28 protein-coding genes are annotated in these 25572 nt (G+C 64.5%); 11 read left to right on the top strand and 17 right to left on the bottom strand.

All coding sequences use genetic code 11. The features are described 5' to 3' along the window. Positions 1-16 precede the first annotated feature (16 nt). The gene (locus tag QM615_RS09195; protein ID WP_149407108.1) at positions 17-451 is read left to right on the top strand and encodes a GNAT family N-acetyltransferase; all 435 of its coding nucleotides are present in this window, start codon (positions 17-19) and stop codon (positions 449-451) included. A gap of 198 nt (positions 452-649) precedes the next feature. On the opposite strand, the gene QM615_RS09190 is transcribed toward QM615_RS09195, so the two are convergent. The 4 genes from QM615_RS09190 to QM615_RS09175 all read right to left on the bottom strand — a co-directional run bounded on the left by QM615_RS09190 (position 650) and on the right by QM615_RS09175 (position 3948). Then, positions 650-1396: an EAL domain-containing protein gene (locus QM615_RS09190; RefSeq protein ID WP_149407038.1), complete on the bottom strand. Its 747-nt coding sequence runs from the start codon at positions 1394-1396 to the stop codon at positions 650-652. Beyond that, positions 1383-1688 carry a hypothetical protein gene (locus QM615_RS09185; RefSeq protein ID WP_149407037.1) on the bottom strand — a complete coding sequence of 102 codons (306 nt, stop codon included), beginning with the start codon at positions 1686-1688 and terminating at the stop codon, positions 1383-1385. The genes QM615_RS09190 and QM615_RS09185 overlap by 14 nt, the downstream gene beginning before the upstream one ends. A 22-nt stretch (positions 1689-1710) precedes the next feature. Continuing rightward, positions 1711-3294, bottom strand: coding sequence for a GMC oxidoreductase (locus tag QM615_RS09180; protein WP_283347255.1), 1584 nt, complete (start codon positions 3292-3294; stop codon positions 1711-1713). 81 nt (positions 3295-3375) lie between these two features. After that, positions 3376-3948: a TetR/AcrR family transcriptional regulator gene (locus QM615_RS09175; protein ID WP_149407035.1), complete on the bottom strand. Its 573-nt coding sequence runs from the start codon at positions 3946-3948 to the stop codon at positions 3376-3378. 65 nt (positions 3949-4013) lie between these two features. Here QM615_RS09175 and QM615_RS09170 point away from each other — a divergent pair, with 65 nt between their 5' ends. Then, positions 4014-5318: a carboxylesterase family protein gene (locus QM615_RS09170; protein WP_262498506.1), complete on the top strand. Its 1305-nt coding sequence runs from the start codon at positions 4014-4016 to the stop codon at positions 5316-5318. Between the two features lie 18 nt (positions 5319-5336). Here QM615_RS09170 and QM615_RS09165 read toward each other — a convergent pair whose 3' ends face one another. The 4 genes from QM615_RS09165 to QM615_RS09150 are packed head-to-tail and all read right to left on the bottom strand — an operon-like array spanning position 5337 to position 8264. Next, the gene (locus QM615_RS09165; RefSeq protein WP_149407034.1) at positions 5337-5717 is read right to left on the bottom strand and encodes a hypothetical protein; all 381 of its coding nucleotides are present in this window, start codon (positions 5715-5717) and stop codon (positions 5337-5339) included. An 11-nt stretch (positions 5718-5728) separates the two neighbouring features. Further along, positions 5729-6871, bottom strand: a complete 1143-nt coding sequence (locus tag QM615_RS09160) for an NAD(P)/FAD-dependent oxidoreductase (protein ID WP_149407033.1) — start codon at positions 6869-6871, stop codon at positions 5729-5731. Further along, positions 6868-7065 (bottom strand): ferredoxin, encoded by a 198-nt coding sequence (locus QM615_RS09155; protein ID WP_149407032.1) that lies wholly within the window; start codon positions 7063-7065, stop codon positions 6868-6870. Before QM615_RS09155 ends, QM615_RS09160 begins: the two co-directional genes overlap by 4 nt. Further along, positions 7062-8264 carry a cytochrome P450 gene (locus tag QM615_RS09150; RefSeq protein ID WP_149407031.1) on the bottom strand — a complete coding sequence of 401 codons (1203 nt, stop codon included), beginning with the start codon at positions 8262-8264 and terminating at the stop codon, positions 7062-7064. Before QM615_RS09150 ends, QM615_RS09155 begins: the two co-directional genes overlap by 4 nt. A 154-nt stretch (positions 8265-8418) precedes the next feature. Here QM615_RS09150 and QM615_RS09145 point away from each other — a divergent pair, with 154 nt between their 5' ends. Next, a complete protein-coding gene (locus QM615_RS09145; protein WP_262498505.1) occupies positions 8419-9087 on the top strand; it encodes a TetR/AcrR family transcriptional regulator in 669 nt (222 codons plus the stop codon). A gap of 10 nt (positions 9088-9097) precedes the next feature. Here QM615_RS09145 and QM615_RS09140 read toward each other — a convergent pair whose 3' ends face one another. The 7 genes from QM615_RS09140 to QM615_RS09110 form a co-directional block, all read right to left on the bottom strand. Further along, positions 9098-9310 (bottom strand): hypothetical protein, encoded by a 213-nt coding sequence (locus QM615_RS09140; RefSeq protein WP_149407030.1) that lies wholly within the window; start codon positions 9308-9310, stop codon positions 9098-9100. 4 nt (positions 9311-9314) lie between these two features. Next, complete coding sequence (locus QM615_RS09135) at positions 9315-9458, bottom strand: hypothetical protein (protein ID WP_188078748.1); 144 nt, start codon at positions 9456-9458, stop codon at positions 9315-9317. Between the two features lie 516 nt (positions 9459-9974). After that, positions 9975-10736, bottom strand: a complete 762-nt coding sequence (locus QM615_RS09130) for a lysophospholipid acyltransferase family protein (RefSeq protein ID WP_149407029.1) — start codon at positions 10734-10736, stop codon at positions 9975-9977. A 44-nt stretch (positions 10737-10780) separates the two neighbouring features. After that, entirely contained in the window at positions 10781-11689 is a 909-nt protein-coding gene (locus tag QM615_RS09125) for an alpha/beta fold hydrolase (RefSeq protein ID WP_149407028.1), read from the bottom strand. A gap of 36 nt (positions 11690-11725) precedes the next feature. Continuing rightward, positions 11726-13519, bottom strand: a complete 1794-nt coding sequence (locus tag QM615_RS09120) for an FAD-dependent oxidoreductase (protein ID WP_149407027.1) — start codon at positions 13517-13519, stop codon at positions 11726-11728. Beyond that, positions 13516-14442 (bottom strand): fumarylacetoacetate hydrolase family protein, encoded by a 927-nt coding sequence (locus tag QM615_RS09115; RefSeq protein ID WP_149407026.1) that lies wholly within the window; start codon positions 14440-14442, stop codon positions 13516-13518. Before QM615_RS09115 ends, QM615_RS09120 begins: the two co-directional genes overlap by 4 nt. Positions 14443-14484: 42 nt before the next feature. After that, positions 14485-15120 (bottom strand): VOC family protein, encoded by a 636-nt coding sequence (locus tag QM615_RS09110; protein ID WP_068049325.1) that lies wholly within the window; start codon positions 15118-15120, stop codon positions 14485-14487. 118 nt (positions 15121-15238) lie between these two features. Here QM615_RS09110 and QM615_RS09105 point away from each other — a divergent pair, with 118 nt between their 5' ends. The 5 genes from QM615_RS09105 (at position 15239) to QM615_RS09085 (ending at position 20865) form a co-directional block, all read left to right on the top strand. After that, positions 15239-15862 (top strand): TetR/AcrR family transcriptional regulator, encoded by a 624-nt coding sequence (locus QM615_RS09105; RefSeq protein WP_188078747.1) that lies wholly within the window; start codon positions 15239-15241, stop codon positions 15860-15862. Positions 15863-16018: 156 nt separating this feature from the next. Beyond that, on the top strand, positions 16019-16603 hold the full coding sequence (locus QM615_RS09100; RefSeq protein ID WP_149407024.1) for a 3,4-dihydroxy-2-butanone-4-phosphate synthase: 585 nt from the start codon (positions 16019-16021) through the stop codon (positions 16601-16603). A gap of 42 nt (positions 16604-16645) precedes the next feature. Then, positions 16646-17116, top strand: a complete 471-nt coding sequence (locus tag QM615_RS09095) for a flavin reductase family protein (RefSeq protein ID WP_149407023.1) — start codon at positions 16646-16648, stop codon at positions 17114-17116. Positions 17117-17411: 295 nt separating this feature from the next. Next, a complete protein-coding gene (locus QM615_RS09090; protein ID WP_149407022.1) occupies positions 17412-19766 on the top strand; it encodes a thiamine pyrophosphate-binding protein in 2355 nt (784 codons plus the stop codon). Between the two features lie 28 nt (positions 19767-19794). After that, on the top strand, positions 19795-20865 hold the full coding sequence (locus tag QM615_RS09085; RefSeq protein ID WP_149407021.1) for a dihydrolipoamide acetyltransferase family protein: 1071 nt from the start codon (positions 19795-19797) through the stop codon (positions 20863-20865). A gap of 51 nt (positions 20866-20916) precedes the next feature. Here the strand turns inward: QM615_RS09085 and QM615_RS09080 are convergent, their stop codons facing one another. Then, entirely contained in the window at positions 20917-21348 is a 432-nt protein-coding gene (locus tag QM615_RS09080; protein WP_188078746.1) for a type II toxin-antitoxin system Rv0910 family toxin, read from the bottom strand. A gap of 138 nt (positions 21349-21486) precedes the next feature. On the opposite strand from QM615_RS09080, the gene QM615_RS09075 reads away from it, so the two are divergent. Then, on the top strand, positions 21487-22689 hold the full coding sequence (locus QM615_RS09075) for an acyl-CoA dehydrogenase family protein (RefSeq protein WP_149407019.1): 1203 nt from the start codon (positions 21487-21489) through the stop codon (positions 22687-22689). Positions 22690-22759: 70 nt separating this feature from the next. Beyond that, complete coding sequence (locus QM615_RS09070) at positions 22760-23425, top strand: TetR/AcrR family transcriptional regulator (RefSeq protein ID WP_188078745.1); 666 nt, start codon at positions 22760-22762, stop codon at positions 23423-23425. A gap of 7 nt (positions 23426-23432) precedes the next feature. On the opposite strand, the gene QM615_RS09065 is transcribed toward QM615_RS09070, so the two are convergent. After that, complete coding sequence (locus tag QM615_RS09065; RefSeq protein WP_149407017.1) at positions 23433-24188, bottom strand: TspO/MBR family protein; 756 nt, start codon at positions 24186-24188, stop codon at positions 23433-23435. A gap of 157 nt (positions 24189-24345) precedes the next feature. Here QM615_RS09065 and QM615_RS09060 point away from each other — a divergent pair, with 157 nt between their 5' ends. Next, a complete protein-coding gene (locus QM615_RS09060; RefSeq protein ID WP_149407016.1) occupies positions 24346-25566 on the top strand; it encodes an alpha/beta hydrolase family protein in 1221 nt (406 codons plus the stop codon). Positions 25567-25572 lie beyond the last annotated feature (6 nt).

Here is a 25572-nt window from a genome sequence, read left to right as displayed (position 1 = left end):
TGACGAAACGGACCTCATGCCCGCCCTCAACCATGCTCCGCTTGCCGGCGTAGACCCGAGCACTCTGTACCGCATCATGGCGCTTCGGGTCGCGGTCTTCGTACACGAGCAGAAGATCGTCGACGAGGCCGAACTCGATGGCGCGGACCTACTTCCGACAACGGAGTTGTTCTGGATCCAGGACGAGAGCGGCGAGGTGCTGGCCACCCTCCGCGTCCTCGTCGACAACACGGTCCACATCGGCCGCGTCGCGACCGCAATTCAGGGTCGTGGACGCGGTTATGCCGGCAAGCTCGTCGAGGCCGCGCTGAAGGCATACCCCGGGGTGGTCGAAATCTCCGCGCAAGCGCACCTCGAAAACTGGTACGGGCGTTTCGGATTCATTCGAGTGGGAGAGCAATACCTGGAAGCGGGAATCCCGCACGTGAAAATGATTACCCGCGGAGTTTGAGTCGGCGGCGGACCGGTGACAGTGAACGCCTAGATTACGCCTGACATCGCCTAAGTTAGGCGGAAGGAGTGGTTGCTCCAATCCCGGGCACCACCCGCAGGATCCCGCGCAACGGGGGCGTCGAGTGGAGCAAAACCTGCTCAAACTCGACTACGTGGATGCGATGGACCAGGCGAGAACGATCACGCTGCCGAGCAGTCAGTCCCGCGTGAACCGATGCACCGCTGCGGGGCGACCCACTCGATAGCCCTGCAGCAAGTCGGCCCCGATCGATGTTGCGGCCGCGAGATCGCCGTCTGTCTCGATGCCCTCGAACACGCAGCGAGCATTGGTTTTTCGTGCAAACTCCAGGATAAGTTCGGCCACCGCTGTTTTGGTCGGGTTCGTGCCCATCTCGTGCACGACGAACGCGTCGAGCTTGATGACGTCGGGTTCGAGCAGCACCAGTCGTCGCAGACCCGCATAGCCCGAGCCCACATCGTCGACGGCGATGTCGACGCCGCCGCGTCTGAGTTCGGCCAATGCCGCCAACACCCCCACCTCGTCGTCGATGGTGGCGTGCTCGGTGATCTCCACGATCAGGTGCCGTCGCTGCCGGAATTCCACGAGGTGGCCAACCAACGCGAAATCGGCCACTAGTGTTGCTGCACAGAGATTGACGGCGAGAAACGACCCGCACGGGAGCTGAGCGGACTCCTTGAGGGCATTCATGACGGCAGACGTGTCGAGAGCTGCCCCGAGTCCACAGTGCACGGATTCGGCAAACCAGCTCTCGGTTGTGCCTCCGCCGTCCGGAAAACGCGACAGAGCCTCGTATCCCTCGATCGCGCCGTCGAGCGCGCGAACGATCGGTTGAAAGACGATGGTCGGACCACCCGAGTCGATGACAGCCCGGATCCGACGCGATGCGTGTCGCCGGTGGGAGGCGTCCCTAATCGGTAGCACAGGCCCGCAACGGCGTGACCGAGAAGAGCGTCATCGACGCGGCATTCTCTCTGATCGATCCGCTCACCGCCGAGGGATCGGACTCTCCGAAACCGAGAAGGAGCGCGTGCAGGCGCGTCTCGTCTCGTGGCCAGGTGAGGCCGAAGGCGTTGGCAACGGCGAGATAGTCGTTCACCCGTTGCTCGACGCTCAGACCGGCGTCGATGCGGTTGCGCCGAAGGAACTCTCGCATCGTCCGCCATCGCCAGCGGTCGGCGATCAGGCGAAAGCGCATGGTGCGATACGGGTGCATCGGTCTCTTTCTGCGGAGGGGGTCAGATGTAGGAGCCGATATCGTCGGCAACGATGTTGTCCAGTGCTCGTTCAGCAAGCGCAGCGATGGTCATGGAAGGGTTGCAGGCCGCGGTGTTGCCGGGCATCAGCGCACCGTCGAGCACGTACAGTCCGCGCTGGCCGTGTACGCGGCCGTCGAGATCGCACACCGGGCCCATGTTGGCCCCGCCCAACGGATGCCAGGTGGACGGGAACAGCGCATTGGTGTCGGTGAGAATGCTGCCGGTACCGGCGATGCGACGAACCGTCGGGTCGATGGATCCGTCCTGAATGACGTAGTCGCCGTTGGCCGGCCAGTGCAGCTGGGCTTGGTCTCGCGCCGAGTCGTAGCCGAAGTGGCCGCGCCCGTCGCTGACTCCGTACCCGACGAGCATGGTGCTGTGGGCATCGAAGGACAGTGGCGGTATCGATGCCTGGATGACGGTGTGTGCAGTGCGCGGGTCGTCCCAGTTCAAGCTACCGAACACCACCGGGCCACCCTGCGGCGTACCGAAATTCTGCTCGACGCTGGACCACACGTAGATGCGATCGGCGTTGGTGCCCCAGCCCTGCCCGAGTTCGTCCGGCAGATCGGGAATGGCCCCGGTGGCGCTCGCGCGGACGAGCATCTTGGTGGTGTTCAGGCTTCCCGCCGCCATGATCAGCGCACCGGTGGTGAGGATCTTGTTCTCCAACACCGTTCCATCGGAATCGATTCGGTCCACGTGGACGATCCAGCGACCGTCGGCGGCGCGCTCGACATGCGTGACGTTGTGTTGCGTCGCCACAGTGGCCAGGCCGGTCGCCTCGGCGGCCGCGATGTAGGTGACGTCGACAGAATGCTTGCCGCCGTTGTTCACTCCGAAGGCACCGGCACCGTTGGTGTACGACGGCGTCATGACCCCGCGCGTCTCGTCGAGCGCGTAGTTCCAGTCGATCGGCATCGGAATCTTCGACACCGGCAGCCCCGCCCGACGCGCACTGTCTGCGAACACCCGCGCCGCTTGGTAACTGGGTGTGTCGATCAACTCGTCGGGGGCCTGCGCGAGCTGCAGCATTCGCGCGACGCGGGGGTAGTGGACTGCGTTCAACCTCGTCCAGTCGAGCTCGACCGGAAAGTGTGTCTCGAACACCGCCTGCGACGGCTGCAGCGTCATCCCCTGATAGATCAGGGATCCGCCGCCCACACCCGCGGCGCACAGCGCGGTCATGTTGTCGCCGGGGACGGCCTCGAGCAGTCCGACATATGGATCGAAGGGGACGGGCGTGCCGAACAGATTGGGGCTCGACCCGTACCACAGCATCCGCTTGTCCGGGGCGATCGCATTGGGAAAGGTGTCTGCGTTCGGCCCTGTGGGCCAACGTCTTCCGCGCTCGAGCACCAGAACGGGAATGCCGGCCTCGGCCAGGCGCAATGCTGCGACGCCACCGCCGAATCCTGACCCGATCACGACCACCCGATGGTCTTCCCGGGTGAGCGGAATGCGAGTTCTGACCCCTGCCCGGGCCACCCCGGTACCCGCGACTGCGGCCAGGCCGGCAACTGCAGTAGCGCCCAGAAATGACCGACGGTTCAGATTCGACACGTTCCCCCCCAGGGTTGTGGACAGCACGCACCGAGACTCGGGCCACACGTGCGCGCCGTGCAAAACTAGACAGATGTGTCCTCAGGTGTCAAGTTTTCCAGGCTGAGCAAACGGCAGAACGGGAATCAACCACCGCTCGAGGTAGCGACGCAAACCGTCGTCCTCGTGAATGGAGGGGTCGTCGAACAGGATGACCGACAGCGCCACCCGAACGAGGACTCCATCGATACCGTCGAACTGCGCGGAATCGAATCCGGGATTGCGCTCGACGTATCCGTCCAGGAACTGACGAACCACCGGTAGCGCACGCTCCATCATGTCCGCGTCGAAGAGCGGGTTCGCGTTGCCCGAGCGCAGCAACGAATTCAGAACCGGTTCGCGCCGAATGAGATGGCGTGCGGCGACGATCGTCTCGACGATGAACTGCGTCGGAGTCTCGGCCTGATCGGCCTTGTCCCGTATCCCACCTATGACATCGACGACGAGTCCGATCATGGCCTCGGAGATCATGTCCTCGCGGGTGGTGACAATCGAGTACACCGTCTGACGGGTGACACCGGCTGCCCGAGCCACTGCCGCGATCGTGACGCCCTCGAAGCCGGACTCGGCGATCAACCCGAGTGTGGCGTCGAGAATCTTCTGCTTGGACCGCATGGTCCGAGTATGACGCCACGGGCGAACGATATGCTCACACTGTTCGACACAGGGGGGTTCTGGATTTGAACGACGACATGACGGCCGGATCGACGCGGCGAACGATCACCGGTACGACCAGTGGAGATCTCGACGTGATCGAGGCCGACGGGTTGATCCACGCACGGGGAATTCCCTACGCCACCGCCACGCGCTTTCGGAAGCCACAACCGGTGAACACCCCGGGGACGACGCGGGACGCCACCCGCCGTGGCCCGGCCTGCATTCAAATCCCGTCCCGACTCGACAACGTCACCGGTCCGATAATCGACACACTCGACCAGAGCGAGGACTGTCTCGTGCTGTCGGTGACCGCTCCTGTTGCGGCCGAGGGACTTCCGGTCATGGTGTGGCTGCACGGTGGCGGCTATGTCTCCGGCGGTGGGGAGGCAGAGAAGTACGACGCAGACCACCTCGTCCGGGAGGGCGTGGTGGTCGTCAGCGTCACCTTTCGGCTCGGCGGTTTCGGCTACCTGACCCCTAAAGACACGGGGGACAGCAACATCGGCGTTCAGGATCAGATTGCCGCACTGCACTGGGTGTCGACCAACATCGCTCGATTCGGCGGTGACCCCACCAACGTGACCCTGTTCGGTCAGTCCGCGGGCGGCGATGCCATTCTCTCCCTGATGGCGTGTGAGGCGGCTGCAGGGCTGTTCACCAGAGCCATCGTGCAGAGCGCACCACTCGGATTGCGATCGGGCCGTTCTGCTCTGTACGCCACAGCGCGAAAGGCTTTCGCAGCTCGGTTCTCCACGGACCCGGCCACCGCACCTGCGTCGGATGTTCTGGATGCCGAGCGGGCCGTGACACAGGCTGTGCGCAGGTTCGGTGCCGCGGGCGGAATGCCGTTCGGGCCGGTTGCGCACCTCGAGCCCCTCTCCGGTGACCCCGACGCCGCCCTACGCGCCACTGCCACTCGCGTCGAACTGCTGATCGGCCACACCAGAGACGATGCTGCCCCGTTCGTGGACATCGTGACAAGCATGCTGTGGCTCAACAGGTTCGGAATTGTCAGTTCGACGCTCACCGCTCCGGTCGTCCGTCTCGTCACCAACCTGCTGTTCGGCGTGGATTCGATGGTGAAGATGTGGCACCGCGCCGGTGGTGAGGTCGCATCGTATCGAGTCGACTGGGCACCGAAAGGTGCTCCTCTGTGGGCGTGCCACTGCATCGAACTGCCGCTGCTGTTCGGTGAAGCATGGTCGGATGCGCCCATGTTGGCGGGCAACACACCGCCGTCGGCGTTGGCCGCCAGAGTCCGTCGAACATGGGCAGCCTTCGCCAGAGAAGGAGTGGCGGGGCTGCCTGCGCGCTCACTGGTGTTCTGACAGCCCCTCCCCCCGTCGTCAGAGCTGAGTGTCGGCAAGGACACCGGCAATAGCGAACCCTCCGGCAATGGCGCACCCTGCCACCCGCGTCCGCTGCGGCAGATACGCCGTCAGGGCGAACGCACCGGCATCCCAGACATCGACGGCCACCCCGGCGCGCAGCAAGGGGCGCACCAACTTCGGTGCATACATGGTGGCCGCAAACAGCCCGCCTCCGATGTAGATCTCGCGAATTCCGAAGGTGCGGGCGGCAGCTCGCGTGGTCGCCACTGCTGCGTCGGGCCCGGCGAGAAGTTCGTTGGCGCGAGTGGGCGCGATCATGTGGGCGATTCCGATTGCGGCACGGCCCAATCCGACGATTTCGGGCAGGCGTCGTACAAGTGTGGAGCCAGTAGCCATGAATACGTTCCTCAGGTAGTGGAGAGAGTGTTCTTGCGAGCCAACCGCCGGAGCAGACCGGCGGGCTTCTTGATGCCGAATGCGACGATGGTGGTGCGGCCGTCCTCATGGCTCCACTGCAACAGGGCAGACCCGTCGTCGACGGATCCTTCCAGAACGGTCGGATCTCCCTGCAGGGGTAGAGGACCGACGACTTTGATGGACAACCCCAGGATTTCGGTCCAGAAGTAGTCGTCGGTGGGTGCGCAGGTCGGTTCGATGCCGAGCGCGGAGGCTGCGGCAACTTTGCCCTGCGCAACGGCATTGGACCAGAACGGTGCTCGACGGGACGCCGTGCGCGAGTATGCGACATCCCCGGCTGCAAAAACACCGGGAGTGTTTGTAGCGCAGCGGTAGTCGATCCCGACCCCGATCCGGTCCGCGATGCCGGTACCGTCCAACCAACCCGTCTGCGGCTCATCACCGGCGCAGGTGACAACAAGATCGGCAGTCAGCGTTCGATCTGCGAACTCGATACCCGTGACGGGGTCACCCACCAACGCGACGGGGGCGTCCGCCCGCACGAACTCGACCGAGGCAGCCTCGGCTCGCGCGACTATCGCGTCGGACAGGAAGGAACCCAGGAGCCGGTGCAACGGTGGATCCACATCGACGACGGTCACCGCTGTACCGCGTGCAGCGCAGGCACTGGCGACCTCCATGCCGAGGAATCCTGCACCCACCACGATCGCGGTCGCGGCATCGTCCAGTGCCGGACGCAGGGCACGGACGTCCGCGAAGGTCCGCAGCACCGTCTCACCCGACTGATCCGGACCGGCGATACGCCGGGCGGACGCTCCCGTGGCCACGATCAGAGCGTCGTAGGGAACGTCGATTCCAGCAGTCGTGGTGACCATTCGTCGTGTGGCATCCAACGACACCGCCGGATCGACGATCGCTGTGACGTCGAGATCGGAGAGATCCCACGTCTCGGCCTCGGCCGCTTCACCTTTGAGCACATGCTTCGACAACGGCGGTCTCGCGTAGCAGCCGTCGGCGTCGGCACCGATCATGACGATCGGACCCCGGTGCCCGCGGGCGCGGAGCTCACGGGCGGCGGTGCACCCGGCGATGGAGTCTCCGGCGATGACGATGCGACGGTCGGTGGCGCTCACTTGCTCTCTCGGAGAGCTGCCACGGGACACGCTCCGATCGCCGAACGTGCCGTGGAGGCAAGGTCGTCGGGTATGTCGCCGCCGTCGAAGGCGTAGTGGAGTTCGCCCTCGTCGTCAAGGCTGAAAACCTTGGGAGCTTGATCGGCACAGATTCCGTGCCCTTCGCACCGATCCCAGTCGACGTCGATTCTCATTGCGATGTCCTTTCTGCAGCCACCAGTTTCAGCGGCAGTTGTTCGTATCGGTGAATGACGTTGTTGACGGCCCTCTTCGGTGTTCCCGAGGGGACGAATCTTTCGACCCGGCGCGCGAGCACCCGGAGCATCGTCTGCGCTTCAAGGCGCGCCAATCCTTGACCGGCGCAGCCGTGCGTACCCGAGCCGAAGCCGAGCTGGCGAGCCGCATCGCGGGTGATGTCGAACGCGTCGGGGTTGTCCCATTCCCGCTCGTCTCGGTTCGCCGACGCATAGATCACCAGCACACGGGCACCTGCAGGGATTCTCGACCCGCCGATATCGGCGGCGCGCACAGCCCGTCGAGAAAATGCTCGAATGGGTGACTCGTACCGGACCACCTCGTTGACGGCGTTGGGAATCAGGTCCGGGTTCTGCCGTATCGCCTGCCATTGTTCGGGATGCCGGGCGAACAGGTCCAGTGCGCCGGAGATAGCTCCGATGGTGGTATCGAGTGACGGTCCGAGGTAGTCGATCATCAGTGCCGGGCACGCCGACTTCTCGAGTCGATTCTCGTCGGCGGCGATCAGCACGTCCTCGCCCATACTTCCGGGTAGGACCGACCGTTCGCGCACCACCCGCTTCGAGAAACTCAGCATCTCGGTGGCGGCCTTCACCGCGGTGGCCGAATGCCGATTGACGGGTCCCAGTGAGTCGAAAGTTGCTCCGGCCCATCGCAGAAGGTCCTCGCGGCCATCCTCGGGCCAGCCGACGAGGTCAGGGACGATCGACATGGGCAGCGCCGTCGCGAGTTCGTCGACTCCGTCGACGAACTGTTTGCTCAACGCGACATCGACGATGCTTTCCGCCTTCTCCGAAATTGCCGTGGTCATCTTTCGAACTGCTCGCGGAGTCAGACGGTGAGCCAGAACCGCGCGCTTCGATGCATGCTCGTCGCCATCGCTGTTGAGCGTCGTGCCCCGGCCGAGCCGGTTGGCGATGGGGTTGAGCGCGACACCGTCACCCGAGATGAAGGTCTCGTCGTCGAGCAGTACTTCCTTGCACTCGGCATACCGAGGGATCGCGAACACCTGCTGACCGGGGAGCCACACCACCGGGCCGAGCTCCCGCAATCTCGCATAGTGCGGGTACGGATCGAGAATGGCGTCGGTGGAGTAGATGTTCCTGCGGTACTGGGGAATCGACAATTCGGTTCTCATCAAGTCCTCGATGCGGCCACGGATCCGGCGACGTCCGCCAGACATTGACGATATCGTCACTCACCGTCCCTCGCCCCGTCAAGCTTTTTTGACGAATTCGTCAATATTTATCGCGATAGGCTGCCCTGACCACCTTCCAGAGCAGGAGCACACCGTGACCGAAGGCAACCGTGTCGAGCGCCGCAAGGCCCGCACCAGAGCCGCTCTCGTTCGGGCCGCGCAAGGATTCCTGGCGAACGGCAACACCAACGCACCCGTTCTGGAAATAACCCAGGCCGCCGACGTCAGCAATGGATCGTTCTACAACTACTTCGAGAGCAAAGAAGAGCTGTGGCAGGCGGCCATCGACGCGGCCCTCGAATCCGCAGGCGACTTCCTCGACTCGCTCACTGTCGGCCTGGACGACCCCGTCGAGAAATTCACGCAGTCCTTCCGGTTGTCCGGACGACTGTTCCGCCTCGAGCCGGAACTGAGTCGCGTTCTGCTCAACTCCGAGGCTGCGGCATTCGCAGCAGCCGGTGGCCTGGCACCGCGTTCACGCCGCGATATCGAATCAGCTGCCGCCCAAGGGCGATTCGATGTGGACGACGCAGATGCCGCACTCGCGATCGTGGCCGGCTCCCTGCTGTCGATGGGTCGACTGCTGCTCGCCCAACCCGAGCGTGACGAAGCGACAACCGTGGACGGCACGACGCAGCGCGTGCTCCGAGCGCTCGGGATCTCCGCCGACGAGGCCGAAACTCTGTGCAGCCGCGAGCTTCCGACGTCCTACCGACGCGGAGTACACGCAGCGATCGACCCCACAACCCAACCGTTCACTTAGCCGATCGAAGTCAGTCGTCCGCCGCCCTGAGTGCGACGCTCAACGCCTCTTGCGCCGATATGTCCGCCTCGATCGCACCGCGCATCTCGGCATCGTCGAGGTCGACGAGCAACGGAACATCGGTGTCGGACTGTCCGCGCACATCGGCGAGTACGCGTTCGCGGTCTTTCGCTCGCCGGTAGGCGGCAAGTGCCTCGTCCTGCTTCTCTTGTGCGGTGGCCATGCCGTCAGGCTCTGTGGTGTCGCGCGGGGGCGTGCACAGGCACCTCGGCGGGAACCGATGCGGCAACGGGTTCGACCGTCCGATCACCACTGCGCGTGCTCATCTTCATGAAGTTCTGCAGTTCGTCGTGGATAGGTGTGTCGGTCATGAGACTCGACCTTCTCGACCTACGATGCGCAGGTCGGTTCGGTTTCGCTGAACCATTGCGTGCGCTGAACGAGCGGCGTGACACCGACCCTACGGCCTTCCTCCCACGCGGTCCACGCTGCGCCGAACATCCTGGACCAGAACTCCGTTGCTATCGACGAGCGAGGGGCTCGGGGTCTACTGTCGCTCACGTCGGCGAGTTCGATCGCGAAGAAGCGGCAGTCGATGGTCGCCCTCCGCACACGATGCGGGGTAACGGCGACTCGAACCTCGGCGGACCTTCCTGCCGAGGACAGATGCTGCTCGACCGGGGCACGCGCGGTAGCGGCATTCGACGTACAGGATCGAGTCCGAGTGCTCACCTACAGTTTCAACCTCGACTACCGGGGGGTGTGTCCCATCTGTGACCAGGTCACGTTGGGAGAGAACGTCATCGATTCGCCGCCCGTGGGACCGGCCAACAGCCGCATCTATGCCTCGTGTGAAGCGTGCGGATGGGAAGGACCGGGATGACGGCTCAGCCGATCACCGGCAGCCGATCCTTCGTCAATTCGTCGAGTTCTGCCTGCATCGCAGAGTGAACGCGGTGCGCGAAATCCTCTGCGGACTCGTCGGGCTCGGGACGCATGGGCGCGAGGACCGACGTCTGAAGCTTCGTCGGTAGCGGGAGATACGGAAGCAACCCGACAACCCCGAAATTGACACCCCAGGGAATCGATACCGACAGCGGTACCGTCTTGACCCGCAGTGACGTCTTGTTCAGCCGAAGCGCTTTCGCGATGCGCCTTCCGCTGCTGAGCACGAGGAGCGACTCACCCGCTCCGGCAGTCACCACCGGAACGATCGGCACCCCGGCCTCCATTGCCAGACGGGCGTAGCCGCTGCGGCCGGCGAAGACGATCTCGTTGCGTTGCCGCCACGACTTCAATGCATCGAGGTCACCGCCCGGAAACACCAGGACATTGTGTCCCTCCTCGAATGCATCGAGAGCGTTCTGTCGAGCGGCAGGCCGCGCGCCGAAGGGCTCGAGCAATTTCCCTGCACGCAGAGTCCACGCGATCTGGTGCGTCAACGCGATGATCTCCCTGGACAGCTTCAGATCGTCGTACGCCGCAGAGAACGCGAAGACGTTCAGATCGATCACTCCGCCGAATCCGTGATTGCACACGAACAGCACGGGCTCGTCGGGAACCGGTTGCGCCACGGACACTTCGAGGCGGTTGTACAGACGGACCGCATTGATGCCCATGGCCCGAATCGCGCGAGGTACTTTGTGCATGCGCGCACTGTATCGGGGACCGCCCGCATCCGTATCGGGATCCATCACGTCCGGTCGTTCAGAAATGCCTCGAGTTCGGCGAGGAATCGCTCGGGCATCTCGATGTGGGGCCAGTGACCTGTCCCCTCGATATCGACCGACGTGGCAGAGGGAACCGCCTTCAGGAAACGCTCGACGTCGGACGGCGGAGACAGGGGGTCTCCCGGCCCCCTGATGATTCGCGTCGGACACGTGATGCGGTGTAGATCGGCACTGGGATCGCTCGCGAAGGTCGACAGCAGGGCAGGAAACGACCCGGTCGCGCCCAGTTTGGCCATGACCTGTTCCATCACCTGCGGGTCCAGCTGTCGCGGTGCCTCCACGAAAGGCCCGAGCACCAAAGACAGCGCAGTGGGCGAATGCGCAACTCTGCGGGCAAGCCGTGCAGGAAGCGGCATGCCGATCGTGGCCAGCTCCATCAGAAGTGTTGCCACCGAACGTGGTTGATCACGAAAGGTCTTCACCGGGCTTCTCGCCAGGCCGGTGAGCGACAGTATCGGCCCACCGGTGATGACGAGTCGCTCGACCAGATCGGGCCGTTCGATCGCCAGGCGGGTAGCAACGATGGAGCCCATCGAATGCCCGACGACCGTCGCCCTCGGCACCTCGAGCGCATCGCACACCGCCGCCACCGCACGCGCCATGCCCTCGAAACTCACATCGGCACGGGAGAATTGCGAGTCGCCGAAGCCCGGAAGATCGACTGCGATCGCACGATGCGTCCGCGCCACCTCCGGCAGGATCTCGACGAACCAACGCCAACTCGCCGCGATCCCGTGGAGGAATATCACCACCTCGTCGGTGCCGCTCGGGTTCAGATCGACCAAGCGAATTCGTTTGCCCTCCAGGAGAACATCTCGCGTTGCGCTCTGCCAGTCGATGCTCTGCCAACGTACCCGGTCGGGATGGGGCATTGTCTCTCTATCTCTCGTGCAACGCTTCGCAGGCAGTCAGATCCGGGACCGAGCGACGTCGTACACACTGCGCCACCGTGTCTCGAGGAAATCGGTCAGCGCCGCTCCGGCCTCGCTCGCCGAACCTGTTGTACGCCAGGCAACATGCCCGTCGGGTCGCACCAGTATCGCCCCGGACGTACCGACCTCGTACAGGTCGATCAACCGGCCACCATCGGTGCCCGACGGCGCGTCGGCCGCCACCATGACCACCCCTGGGCCGCCTGCGTCGAGCTCGGAGACCACCGGATCCCACTCAGGACCGGCAAATGTCAGCAGCGTCAACTTGTTTCGATCCAGAGTGTCGTGCGCGTCCACCGAGGTGCCGTTCACCGACAGGACCGCGTGCGGGAGGCGGGCACCCGGGTACGTGGTGGGCAGGTAATCCACCACGTCTTCGGCGGGCTTGGCCGAAGGATCCTGTGCGATCAACGGACCGGCGTAGAGATAGCCGAACTGCAGGCCGATCGAGACGAAGTGCTCCACCTGACCCGGAATCGCGTCGGCGATCTCGCGGCGAAGCCGAGCCGAACCGGGAGCGCCGGGATTCACCTTCTGCGAGCGCGCCATCTGCCGCCGTGTCGCCCCGGCCGCCAGTGGTGCGATCAACTTTCCTGGAATCTTGTTCAGCGGTGGACGGCCCATCCTCTGTGTCGCCTTCGCCAACATCTTGTTGGTGATGCCGACCCTCTTGCCGATGTCGTCCATCCGGAAATGGTTCGCCACACTCTGTTCGGCGAACTTCTCCACCACCGGGCGGCGTTCCGTCTCGTAGGTGTCCAACAGTGAATCGGAGGCGTCGCCCGACAGCACCGCGTCGAGCTTCCACGCCAGATTGTGGGCGTCCTGAACACCCGAGTTCAGGCCGAAACCGCCGGTGTGCGGAAACCGGTGCGCTGCATCGCCGAGCAGGAGCAAGCGACCACGGCGGAACGCATCGGCGGTCTGCGAGGTCATCACCCACGTTCCGGTCGATTCCAGATCGAACTCGTGATCGCCCAACACCTTCGGCAATGTGCGCAACCAGAACGCGCGACTGTCCTTGGCGATCTCCTGCTCGGGGTGCAGGTAGGCGGTCATCAGGATGTATCGATGGTCGGCGTGCGCGATCATCACGCCACACAGCTCGGGCGTGTATATCCAACTGAGCAGCGGCCGAGCATCGTCGGGGAAGAGCGTCTTCGAGGTGAAGAACGCGCTACCCATGTTTGCCAGCACCGGTCCGGTCAGCCCCACCCCGGTACCGTCTCGGGTCGCACTGTTGGCACCGTCGCACGCGAGCACGTACTGGGCCTCGATGTCGGTGATGCCACTCGCACAACGCCCACGAACACGAGCGCCGGACGAGTCGGATTCGACGGACTCGACGGTGCATCCGCGCCTGAACTCGATCAACGGTTCGGCGTCGAGCGCATCCCACAGGGCCGGCATCAGCAGATGCTGACCGATGTGCGAGACCAGGAACGGGCTCTGGCTCTCGACGATGGCCTTGCGCTCGGGGTCAGAGAGCAGGTCGATCGAACCGATGGCCTCGTCCGCGAGATCGCCGTACCAGCTGATGAGATTGACCGTCTCGTGCGGTGGCGACATCGCAGCGATGGAGCGGGCCAGCTCCGGGCTGTACTCGTTCCAGATCTCGAGGGTACGAGCATTGATCACGTGCGCGGCAGGATGGAACAGCGGCGCACCTCGTCGCTCGAGCACGACGCTGCGAATCCCTCTACGCGCCAACAGCAATGCGGCGGTACAGCCGGCCGGTCCCGCCCCGACCACGACAATCGGCGCAGTCATCGGACCACCGTCTCCTGAGTTCCCAGATCGATGGACCCGTCGGAGGTCTTGATACCGGCGGTGATCACGTCGTCCACCGAGAGATACTTCGGATTCTTCGCCTGCCGGGCGAAGAAGAACTTCCACTTCAGAGCCGGTGGAATCAGCTCACCGATCTTCTGCACAACCGTCGGTGGCGCAGAAATGGCTGTCCCGATGGGAGTTCCGGTGAGGAGGACGTCACCGGCGGTCATGTTCTGAAAGCGGGCCAACCTGGTGAGCGCCTCGGCCGGCGGAGTGATGAGGTCGTTGCCGATCGTCTGGTCCTGGCGGGTCTCGCCGTTGACGGCCAGCGTCATGTGCAACTCGGGGATGCGGCGAAGCTCGTCGTTGTCGAGCAACACCAACCTCGGGCCGAGCGGGGTGAACGTGGGATACGACTTGCTCTCGTAGACCTGGACTTTCGTCAGCTGGATCTCACGAGCAGATACGTCGTTGGCCACGACCACACCGGCCACGTAGTCCGAAAGGTTGTCGTCGGTGACCGTCGTACCGATCGGGATCTCGGCACCGAGGACGATTCCGAGTTCGATCTCGTAATCCAGCAGTGCCACCTCGGCCGGCTGGCGAATGGGATCGAACGGGCCGGAGACCGACGCCGAGGACTTACGAAAGAACGTCGGCTGCAACGTGTTCGGGTCGGAGCCTGCATCGATCGCGTGGGATCGGTAGTTGAGCAGTTGCGCCACCACCCGACACGGCGTGGTGATCGGAGAGACGAGCTCGAGCTCATCGACACTCTTACCCGAGCCCGACGCACCGGTGATGGCACCGCGGTCGGCGAGAAGTTCGCGGGTGGTCTCGGCCTCGGTGTCGATACGGATTGCACGGTCGCCGTCGAGACGCCACCAACCGTCGACTGTTCGAACTACGTTGACAGACATGTGATTCTTCCTCCCCCTCGTTGGATCAGCAGCTTTGTTGTGTCACAGAGTTTTCGGCGTGATGGTCTTCTTGTTCGCGACGACCGGACGCCCGGGCCGAGTTCCGGCCTCGCGTCGGCGAAGCTCCTCGTGGGGCACGCCGTTGCGCAGCTGACTGAGCAGGTAATCGGGGTCGATGTTGACGCCGATGGGGTTCTTGGCGAACTCCTCGGTGAAGAAGAATGCCGCGGTGTTCTCGGCGTCGAAGTTCTCGACCTGGAACTCGAGCCGCACCCCGTCGGGATCCTCGTAGTAGAGCGAGATCGTCGGCCCGTGATTGATCGACCAGACGGGGAGGATGTCCATTCGCTTGAGTCGCACATAGTTCTCCAGCAGCCGCTCGAGAGAGTGGAACGTCAGCGCGATGTGGTCGATTCCGTAGGCCTTGCGCCTGAACTTGGCGAACGGGAACAGGAACCTGACAGGCTTCGGCACTGCGATGATCGCCAACCGGTGCGACTCGTCGTCCCAGGTCAGGAACGTGATTCCCTCGTCCTGATAGACGATCTCGGCACCGAACACCGCTCCGTACCACCGCACCATCTCCTCGGTGCGAGCGGACTTGACCACCCAGTGGGCGATGAGATCGGGTGCCACCCTGGGCGCTTTCCGACTCCCTGCATCCTGCGTCGTACTCATCGAACGACCTTTCTTCGGGTCACCTGTGTGTGACCGACGCTACGTCCACTTTGACTACTGGTCAAGAATTTGAACGACGGTCAGGAGGGCCTGCGTGTGGTGCGCTAATGTCGGATCGGTGTCGACCAACCCGCCTCCCGGAGCCGAGCGGTCCCACCGTGCCCGCCCTCGGAAAGACCGTCGCCAAGCCCTGATCGACGCCGCGATCGAGCTGCTGGCCGAGGGAAACAGTGCCGACATCAGCGCAGCGGCCATATCACGTCGCGCAGGAGTGGCCCACGGGCTGCTGTTCTACTACTTCACCGACAAACAGGGCCTCGTCGCGGCAGCGCTGGCCGACGTCCTGGCGAACCTGGCCGAATTCCAGGAACCCGAGGCCGGTGAGCAGTCCGTGCGGGCTCGCGTGGAAGGTTTCGTGCGCCGGCACATCGAATTCCTCGAACGCCACCGCGCCCTCTACGTCCGGGTGATCCGCGAGGGAGAACTGGGCGATTCCGTCGTCGAAGACGCCGTCCGGAAGGCCCGCGCGGAAGGCGCTCAGCAGGTCGCAGCCCTCGCCGAGCTCTCGGAACCCCTGTCTCCGTTGCAGAGTGCCGCCATCTCCGGGTGGACCGGCTTTCTCGATCGCACTGCCGACGCGTACTTCGACACCCCGGATCTCGAACTCGATGCGGTGGTCGAATTGATCGTTGACACCTTCGAAGCCGTAGTGGGAGCAACACACTCGCGCTGCGACGGATAGACGCGACCCTCCGGCGCTTCCTGGACGTGCACCACCGAATTCTCGTGCACAACCAGTTTTGACTTGAAGTCAATATTGACATCAAGTCAGTTTTTGCGCATAGTTCGTGTGACACACCACACCGATCGACTGCAGCTCGTCTCGAAAGGTCATGCCATGGCAACCCCGTCGACCACAGGCAGGACGACACCGACAGTGCGCAATCGATTCGAGGCCGGACTGCCGGTCGTTTTGGCAACCACCGGTGGCGAGGGGCTTGTCGTGGCCTCGGCGCACAACATCACGACGGCAACGATGGCGTTCCTCGTCGAGCACACCTCGGGCTTCGTACGAGTCGCGCTCCCCCAGAGCCGCTGCACCGAACTGCTTCTGCCGCCGATGGATCCGTACGAGCGGGGCAGCACGAGGATGTGTGTCGGCGTGGATGCGGCAGACGAGACCGGCACCGGCATCTCGGCCGCCGACCGCGCTGTCACAGCTCGTCGACTGGTCGATCCCTCGGCGCTGCCGGCGATGTTCACCCGCCCCGGACACCTCGTCCCCGTCAGTGTCGACGACCACGAAAGACACTCTCCCACAGGCAGTGCCGAAGCCGCCCTCGCACTCACCCGAGCTGCGGGACTCCCACTGGGCGCTGTCTTCGCCGAGTTGGTCAGTGTGGCCGACCCGCGCCGCATGATGGATGACGTCGAGTCACTCGCCTTCGCCCGCCGACACGACCTACTGGCCCTCACCCACTGAGACGCCTCGCCTAACATTCACGCACACAGGAGAACTCAGAAAATGGACCTACACACGTTCAAGGACGCCATGGCGCGCGTCACCGGGCCCGTCGCAATCGTCACAGCGTACGAGGACGGCGTACCGCACGGCACCACTGTCAGCTCGCTGGCATCTCTGAGCCTCGAGCCGGCGATGGTGTCGCTTGCCCTGGACAATGCGTCGGCAATGTTGGGCATCGTGCGTCGTACGGGGCATTTCGGAGTGAACATACTCGCTGTCGACCAACACGAGTGCGCCTCACGTTTCGCCGGACCACGGGACAAGCGCTTCCTCGGCTCCGACTGGGAGCTCAGCAGCGGCGCACCCCGACTGCCCGACACATCTGCGTGGTTGCACTGCACCGTGGCCGCCGAGGCTGCAGGCGGCGATCACACCCTCATCCTCGGGCAGGTAGCGGATTGCTCGACCGGCGAGAACGTTCCCCTGGCGTACAACCTGCGGACTCTGGGATCACTCACGCGCGTCCCATGATGTCCCGACTCACCGCCGAGCGGAAGAAGGGATCAGTTCGACCAACTTCGAGCCCCGCCCGCAACCCGAAACCGTGCAATCTGCACCATGTAAACGGCATCACTTGCGCAACAAGGGAAGCGCCTGGTGCACTGTCCACCATCGCAGCTCAGTAGCACCCATCCGGCGATTCGCAACCCGAACGCCCGCCCGGACCAGGACCACACTCGGTCCCGCGTTGTCCACTCTTCTCGCGTGCCTTCGGCCCCGGCCGGCATCAGGACGTTCTTCATCGTCGATCAAGGAGCCATCTGCCATGACCAGCATCAGCCCCGCCGACCGCCGATCGCCGGTCGGTGATGGCAAAGACCTGCACGACATCGCCGAGCGTGTGCTGTGGCTGTCGACCTCGATGATCCACCACGCCAACCGGATTCGGCCGAACCCCACCGGACTGAAGGTCGGCGGGCACCAGGCATCCTGCGCGTCGATGGTGTCGATCATGACGTCGCTGTGGTTCGAGCAGCTGCAGCCCGGCGACCGCGTGTCGGTCAAGCCTCACGCCTCGCCGGTGCTGCACGCGATCAACTACCTGCTCGGTGAGTTGGACCAGAAGTACCTGACGACACTCCGTGCATACGGCGGTCTGCAGTCCTACCCCTCGCGGGCCAAGGACCCGGACACCGTCGACTACTCCACCGGATCCGTCGGCATCGGGGCCACGGCCCCGATCTGGGGAGCGATGTCCCGACGCTTCGTCGAGGACCGGTTCGGCCCGGAGGAATCCACACCGAAGACGCCCGGCTTCAGCGGACGGCAGTACTCGTTGGTCGGCGATGCGGAACTCGACGAAGGCGCGGTCTGGGAAGCGATCATCGACCCGGGCATCGCCGAGCTCGGCGAGATCGTCTGGATCGTCGACCTCAACCGTCAGTCGCTGGACCGAGTGGTCCCCAACATCGCTGCGCGTCGCCTCGAGAAGATGTTCGAGGCCGCCGGCTGGCAGGTCATCACAGTCAGGTTCGGCCGGTTGCTCGAAGACCTGTTCGCCAAGCCGGGCGGCGACGCATTGCGTACGCGCATCCTGGACATGCCGAACCCGGAATACCAACGTCTGCTGCGCTGCACCGCCGACGAGGTGCGCACCAGACTTCCGGGATTAGGTACCGACGCCGCCGCCATTGCCGACCTGATCGCCGATCTCGACGACACACTGCTGACAGAGTCGATTCGCAACCTGGGCGGACACGATCTGGATGCGTTGCGCGAGGCCTACTCTTGCATCGACGACACCCGCCCCACCGTGATCATCGCGTACACGGTCAAGGGATTCGGCCTGCCGACCCAGGGGCATCCGCAGAACCACTCCTCACTGTTGACCGTCGAGGAGTACGCAGAGCTCGCACGTACCCTCGGCACCGATCCCGAGAAGCCCTGGGGCCGCTTCGACAGCGACAGCGGACCCGGGCAGCTGTGCGCCACCACCGCCGAACGGCTACGCCGCGAACCGATTCCGGCGTCGACGCCACCTGCCGTCCCCACCGACATCGGACGCACCCCCAAGGGCACGGCCACCACGCAGGCCGCGCTGGGCCGCACCCTGATCGACCTCACCCGAGAAGCTCCCGACGCGGCTCGTCGTGTCGTCACGGTCAGCCCCGACGTCAGTTCGACCACCAACCTCGGCGGTTGGGTCAACAAGGTCGGCGTCTGGTCGTCGTCGGATCGCCACGACTGGTTCGGCGACGACGCCGAGACGATCATGCACTGGCGTGAAGGGCCGTCCGGTCAGCACATGGAACTCGGTATCGCAGAGACCAACCTGGTCGGCCTGATGGGCGAGCTCGGTGCCACGTGGAGCCGTTGGGGCGAGCCGCTGTTCCCGATCGGTGTCATGTACGACCCCTTCGTCGAGCGCGCACTCGAGCCGTGGTCGTACGGCATCTACGCGGGCGGTCAATCGATTCTGGTCGGAACGCCGTCGGGAGTCACCCTGGCCGCGGAAGGTGGTGCGCACCAGTCGATCAAGACCCCGTCGATCGGACTGGAACAGCCCGGCTGCATCACCTACGAGCCCGCGTTCGCCATCGACGTCGAATGGACACTGCTCGCGAGCATCGGCCGACTCGGACGCCCCGACGGCACCTCGGCATACCTGCGCCTGTCGACGCGTCCCGTCGACCAGTCGAAGGCGGACGTCCCCAGCGATCCGGCTGCCCGGGAACGTAGACGTCGTCAGGTCGTCGCAGGCGGTTACCCGCTGGTGCGCCGAGACGGAGCGACGGTGACCATCGCAGCCATGGGAGCGTTGATGACCGAAGCCCTGGACGCCGCAGCGCGTTTGGAGCAGATCGGCGTCATCGCCGACGTTCTGTGCATCACCAGCCCCGGCGAGCTCTACCGCGCGCTGCAGGCCAGGCAAGGACACCACGCCGGCGAATCCTGGATTCTCGATCAACTGCTGCCCGCTGAGCGAGCGACCCCGATGGTGACGGTGCTCGACGGGCATCCGCACACCCTCGCGTTCCTCGCCACCGTCAACCGGGTTGCGTCGACGTCGTTGGGCGTGAGCAACTTCGGACAGGTGGGCTCACTCGACGAGGTGTACAAGCACCACCGAATCGACACCGATTCCATCGTGGGCGCAGCTCTCGATGTGACCGGTCAGTGACACGGCCCCTCCGACAGCGAAAGCAGCCATGACCGCAACCGTCACGACCACCACCGTTCCGATGCCGTCCCTCGGCGAGAACATCACCGAGGGAACGGTCACCCGATGGCTCAAGCAGCCAGGGGATTCCGTCGCTGTCGACGAGGCTCTGCTCGAAGTGGCCACCGACAAGGTGGACACGGAGATTCCGTCACCGGCGGCTGGGATCCTCACCGAGATCCTCGCCGCCGAGGACGACGTGGTCGCCATCGGTGCACCACTGGCGACGATCGCCCCGGATCATGTTGCGAGCGAAACCCCGTCGCCCGAGACACCTGCTCCGACACCAGAGGCGAAGGACGTCACTCCCGCCGCGGAGGAACCGGAGGTCGTCGAGACTGCGGCCGACCGCGTCGAAAAGCTGCCGCGCATCCGGCGGACCATCGCGACCCGGATGGTCCAATCCCTGCACACCGCAGCTCAATTGACGACGGTTGTGGAAGCCGAGGTGTCCGCGGTGGCGCGGGTCCGGCGCGAGAACAAGGACTCGTTCCAGCGCCGCACCGGAAACAAATTGTCGTATCTGCCGTTCTTCGTCAAAGCTGCAGTGGAGGCACTGGCGGACAATCCCGTCGTCAATTCTTCTCTCGACGCCGACGTCACCACCGTGACCTATCACGGTGCCTGCCATCTGGGTATGGCCGTCGACAGCCCGAAGGGGCTCATGGTCCCGGTCATCCGAAACGCAGAGCAACTCTCCATCTCTGCGCTGGCAGCCGAAATCGCGGGCGCTGCCGAGAAGGTGCGCGGCGGCACCGTCACCGCCGACGATCTTTCCGGAGGCACGTTCACCATCACCAATACCGGAAGCCGCGGCGCACTGTTCGACACGCCCATCATCAATCAGCCGCAATCGGCGATCCTCGGATTCGGCTCGGTCGTCGAGCGTGTGGTGCCCGTCCGAGACGCCGCGGGAAACTTGACCATCACCGCGGTTCCGACCGTGTACCTTTCGCTGTCGTACGACCACCGCATCGTCGACGGTGCCGATGCGGCCCGCTACCTCGGTGATGTCAAGAAGCGGCTCGAAAAGGGTTACACAGCTGATCTTCTCGACTGACGAGTCGAACTTTCCGATCGCCCCGCACGCAAGTGCGGGGCGATCGGCGTTTCACGCGAGGTAGTTCGCGAGTCCGTTCAGGGTGGCCGTGAGCTTCTTCTTGAACGTACCCTGCAGCGCCTTGCCCACCACTCCGAACAGCAACGGACTGGTGACCTCCAACTCGAGGGTGACGGCGGAGCCGCTTCCGCGAGCGACACAGTTCATCGTCAGCCGAATCTTCGATCCAGTGGACCCGGCACCCACCAGGATCAATTCCTCCGGGGCACGCAGACTTTCGACCTGGAACTCGATGGTGTCGGTGATGCTCGCGATCTTGATCTTCTCGACCATCGTCGACCCGACCTCGAGGTCCCTCGGAGGCGTCTCCACCCATTCCTCGTGTAGCGCATGCCACTTCTCGAAGGTGCTGACGTCGGACAGAGTTGCCCACACCTCGTCCTGAGAGGCGGGCAGCTCCTGCGTCATGGTGATGTTGAGCATCCGGGTTCCTTCGTTCGGCAACGGTGTTCCCACAACTACGCCATACCACTGATCGAAAGTCAATATTGACATGAGGTCAATCCAGGCCTAGTTTCGTGAGACACGCCTCACAGGCCCGGCCGAACCGAAGGAAGAACCATGACGACGACCGAAGTGCTACCCGTTGCGACTGCCACCGATGTGATTGCCAACCTTCGCGCTCTCGTGCCCGACCTGAAGGCCGGAGCCGCCGAGAACGAGAAGGCACGACGCCTCTCCGAGGACACCGTCGACGCCCTCCGCCGCGCGGGCGCATTTCGAGTCGCAGCACCGGCGAAGTTCGGCGGACTCGAAACCGATCTGCGCACCATGCTCGATGTCTCGGCGACCATCGCCGAAGGTGACGCGGGCGCATCCTGGGTCACCACCCTGTCCAACGTGAACAACTGGGCCGCAGGCCTGTACAGCGACGAGGCTCAAGCCGAGATCTATGCGAACGGGCCGGACGCAGTCATTGCCGGCGTCGTCACTCCCGGCGGCACGGCCCGCAAGGTCGAGGGCGGCTACCGGCTGACGGGCACCTGGCCCTATGCCTCGGCTAGCCTGCACTCGGAGTGGTTCACCGGCGGAATCATCATCAACGACGAGGACGGCGACATGCTGGACCAGGGCATGGCATTACTGCCCCGCTCGGACTACCGCATCGACGACACCTGGTACGTCGCCGGTATGCGCGCCTCCGGCAGCAACACCGTCATCGCAGAAGACGTGTTCGTCCCCGAACACCGCATGCTCTCGATGATTCCGGCGTTCAGCGGTGCCAACGTGGCAGAACGTACCGACTCCGCGTTCGCTCGCTCGGCCTTCGGCCCCATGCTCGTCATGGTCCTCGTCGGACCGCAGCTCGGAATGGGTCGTGCTGCAGTCGAACTCGTCCGAACGAAGGCGTCACAGAAGGCCCTGGCCTACACGGTGTTCGACCGGCAGGCCGATTCGGTGGCCTTCCAGATGATGCTCGCCGAAGCCGCGTTGAAGGTCGACACCGCGCACCTGCATGCGTACCGCGCGGCAGAGGACGTCAAGCGATGGGCAGAGGCCGGCGTGTACCCGGACCTGCTCTCACGCGCTCGTGTTCGCGGCGACGCAGCAGTTGCGCTGAAAAGCATCAACGAGGCACTCAACATCCTCGTGGACGCCACCGGAGCCGGTGCCTTCGCCGATGTAAATGCACTGCAGCGCATTTGGCGCGACTCGAACGTCGGCGCCCGCCACGCCGTCATGCTCCCGCGAGTGTCGATCGAAACCTACGGCAAGGCACTCCTCGGCTTCGACCTTCATGACCACATCACGCCGATCATCTGACGAGGACCTAGTCTTGTATCGAACCGCGGGCAGCCGCCGAGCGGGGAGGCCGAGACAGAGGGGACTCGAGGTGCCGAATCGATCCAAGCCGGTTGCCCGGGCCACCCGGGCAACCGCTCGAGCCGCAGAAACCCGTCAGCGAATGATCGACGCGGCGGTCGCCCTGTTCGCGGAAACCGATTACGACAAGGTCGGTGTGGCCGACATCGTGGAGTCGGCGGATGTGGCTCACGGCTTGCTGTTCCACTACTTCGGCAACAAGCGAGGCATCTACCTCGAGTCGATGCGGGCCACTGCCGCGGCAATGTCTCAGGCCTTCGCAGACATTCCCGATTCGACGCCCGACGTCCAGATACGGGCCGCTCTGACCAGCCATCTCGAGTACCTGCGCGTGCATCGCGGTCTTGCGCTCCGAATGGTGTTGGGCGGCAGGGGTGCCGATCCGGAAGCCTGGGAAGTATTCGAAGGTGCCCGCACCGCAGTGCTGGAGGCGGCGGCCACGCGGCTCGGACTGGATCCGGAGAACACCGGCGTCAGGCTGGTCGGTCGAAGCATCGTGGCGGCAATCGACGGTGCAACGGCCCGATGGCTCGAAGAGGACGTGCGCATCGACGTCGAGCAGATGGTCGAGTGGATGGTGCACCTCATCGCCGCGTGCCTGAGCACCGCGCCGGTTCTCGATCCCACACTGAACATCGACGGTGCTGTCGCATTGCTTCGAGGATCGGACAACTAGCGGGGGATCACCCCACAGAGACCGTCCTTCGCTCACGGACCCGTGTTCCTACCGTGGCAATTGCGACCACCACTGCGGCGAGAACGGCTGCCCAAGCGACAGTCGTATCGACCACCTCACCGGAGAAGCGGCCCTGCGCCAGCCATCCCAATCCCCAGACGATCGCCAACATCGGTGCGACCGCACCACCGGAGAACTGGGCCAGAAGCACCCCGACACCGGCAGCCACCACAAGCACGATGACCGCCCATACCGTTGCGCCACTGGTCAATCCGAGACTCACCAGCCACGCGGAGACGTTCGCGATCGTCGCCACACACACCCACCCGAGGTAGATCCCCATCGTGCCGTCGGTGATCACCGCGTCGGCCACACCCTCCGGTCGATGCTGCTGCATCAGCACGAACACGCGGACGAGCACCGCCAGCAAGGCGACGATGACGATCACGCTCAGCCACACCTGCCCGAACTGGATCACGAGAATCCACGCCGGATTGAGCAACATCGACGCGACGATCGGTGCGCGCAACGCGTCGTGGCGCGCGGTGCGTCCGGGTAGGAACTGCCAGACGGCGTAGGCGATGAGCCCGGTGTAGATCACCGACCAGATCGAGAACGCCGGGCCCGCGGGTGCCACCAACGTGGACGTGGCGCTCAGCGCCCCATCTGCCGCCTCGGCAATCGGCGTCCCGATCCACGCACCCGACCCGAGAAACGACACCACGACTGCCACGACCGCACTGACGACGACCACTGTTTTCATAGCAGCACTGATCCCCTGAATACGACGGTCGCAAACACCGCTGCCGAGTTGCCGACCCGAATCGGCCGCCACTCACGACCTGGTCGACGATGTCCGCCGGAAGCACACGGGCAGTTGAGGCTGCCGATTCCCGCCAGGGTCTGGTAGACACGCGAGGGTGAATGCCATCAGTGGTCCGAATCGAGCTCGACGCGTCGGAGCCGTTCTCGCGGCGTCCACCTGCGCGCTCGTCGGGTGCAGCTCCCCGCCCGCGCCCTCGGTCACGGTCACGCCCGCCGAGACGACGACCGCACCGGCCCCGCAGTACGACTTCACCGGAGTGCCGGGCACCGTTCTCGATTCCGAGGACTTCGGCGATCGATCGACGGAGCTCTCCGCCACCGGAGCCACGCTGTACCGATTCGTCTACGAGTCCACGTCGGGTGTCGACAATTCCCCCACGGCGGTCTCGGGTGTGGCAGCCGTTCCGGCAGGCACCCCACCCGCGGGCGGTTGGCCGACCGTCGTCTACGGGCACGGCACCACAGGAATTCAGGCCGACTGCGGACCCACCCTGTATCCCGATCTACTCGGCTACCAATTCGCTGTGCAGGACTTCACCGAACTCGGATACGTCACCGTGCTGCCCGATTACCAGGGCCTGGGCACCGGCGGCGGCACCCACCCGTACCTGGAACCGCGCACCTCGGGGCACAACATGATCGACGCGGCCCGCGCCGCCCAGAGCGCGCTGCCGGACATGTCCACCCGCTGGGCCGCTGTCGGGTTGTCACAGGGCGGCCAAGCAGCCTGGGCTGCAAACGAACTCGCCGCCACCTACGGTCAGGGCCTCGACCTGGTGGGATCGGTTTCGCTGTCGCCGCCGACGGACCTGACGCCCCTGGTGCAGGCGGCAACGGACGGAAACCTCACCCGACCGCAGAAGGAGCTTTTGCCGTACCTGCTCTACGGCGCACAGCAAGTCGACCCGACGATCGATCCGATGGACTACAGCGGCAGCGTCGCGGAGGCCAACAACGAGCTGCTGCTCACCTGCTCGGGCGGAGACACGGAGGGCAAGGAGCGAGCCGTCGAGGCAATGACTCCGGACGAGTTCGCCGCTGACTCGGCGCAATCCGAGCAACAGCTGCTCGACGTGATCGGCCGCTACACACTCCCCCAGGTTCGAACCGAGGTGCCGATGTTCGTGGCCTACGGCGCGAAGGACGACATCGTGCTGCCGCAGTGGACCGCCGACGGTGTCCAAAAGGCCTGCGCTCTGGGTGATCCGATCGTCGCGCAGGAACAACCCGAGCAAGGCCACGACGTCAGCGACGAGGCCGCCATGCAATTCCTGGCTGCCGTGTTCGCAGGCCAATCGGTGCCCAGCACATGCTGACGAGCG

It is taken from the genome of Rhodococcus sp. IEGM 1341, from assembly GCF_030056895.1.
In the GTDB taxonomy this organism is placed as follows: Bacteria; Actinomycetota; Actinomycetes; order Mycobacteriales; family Mycobacteriaceae; genus Rhodococcoides.
This window is presented reverse-complemented; position numbering and strand designations above follow the sequence as displayed.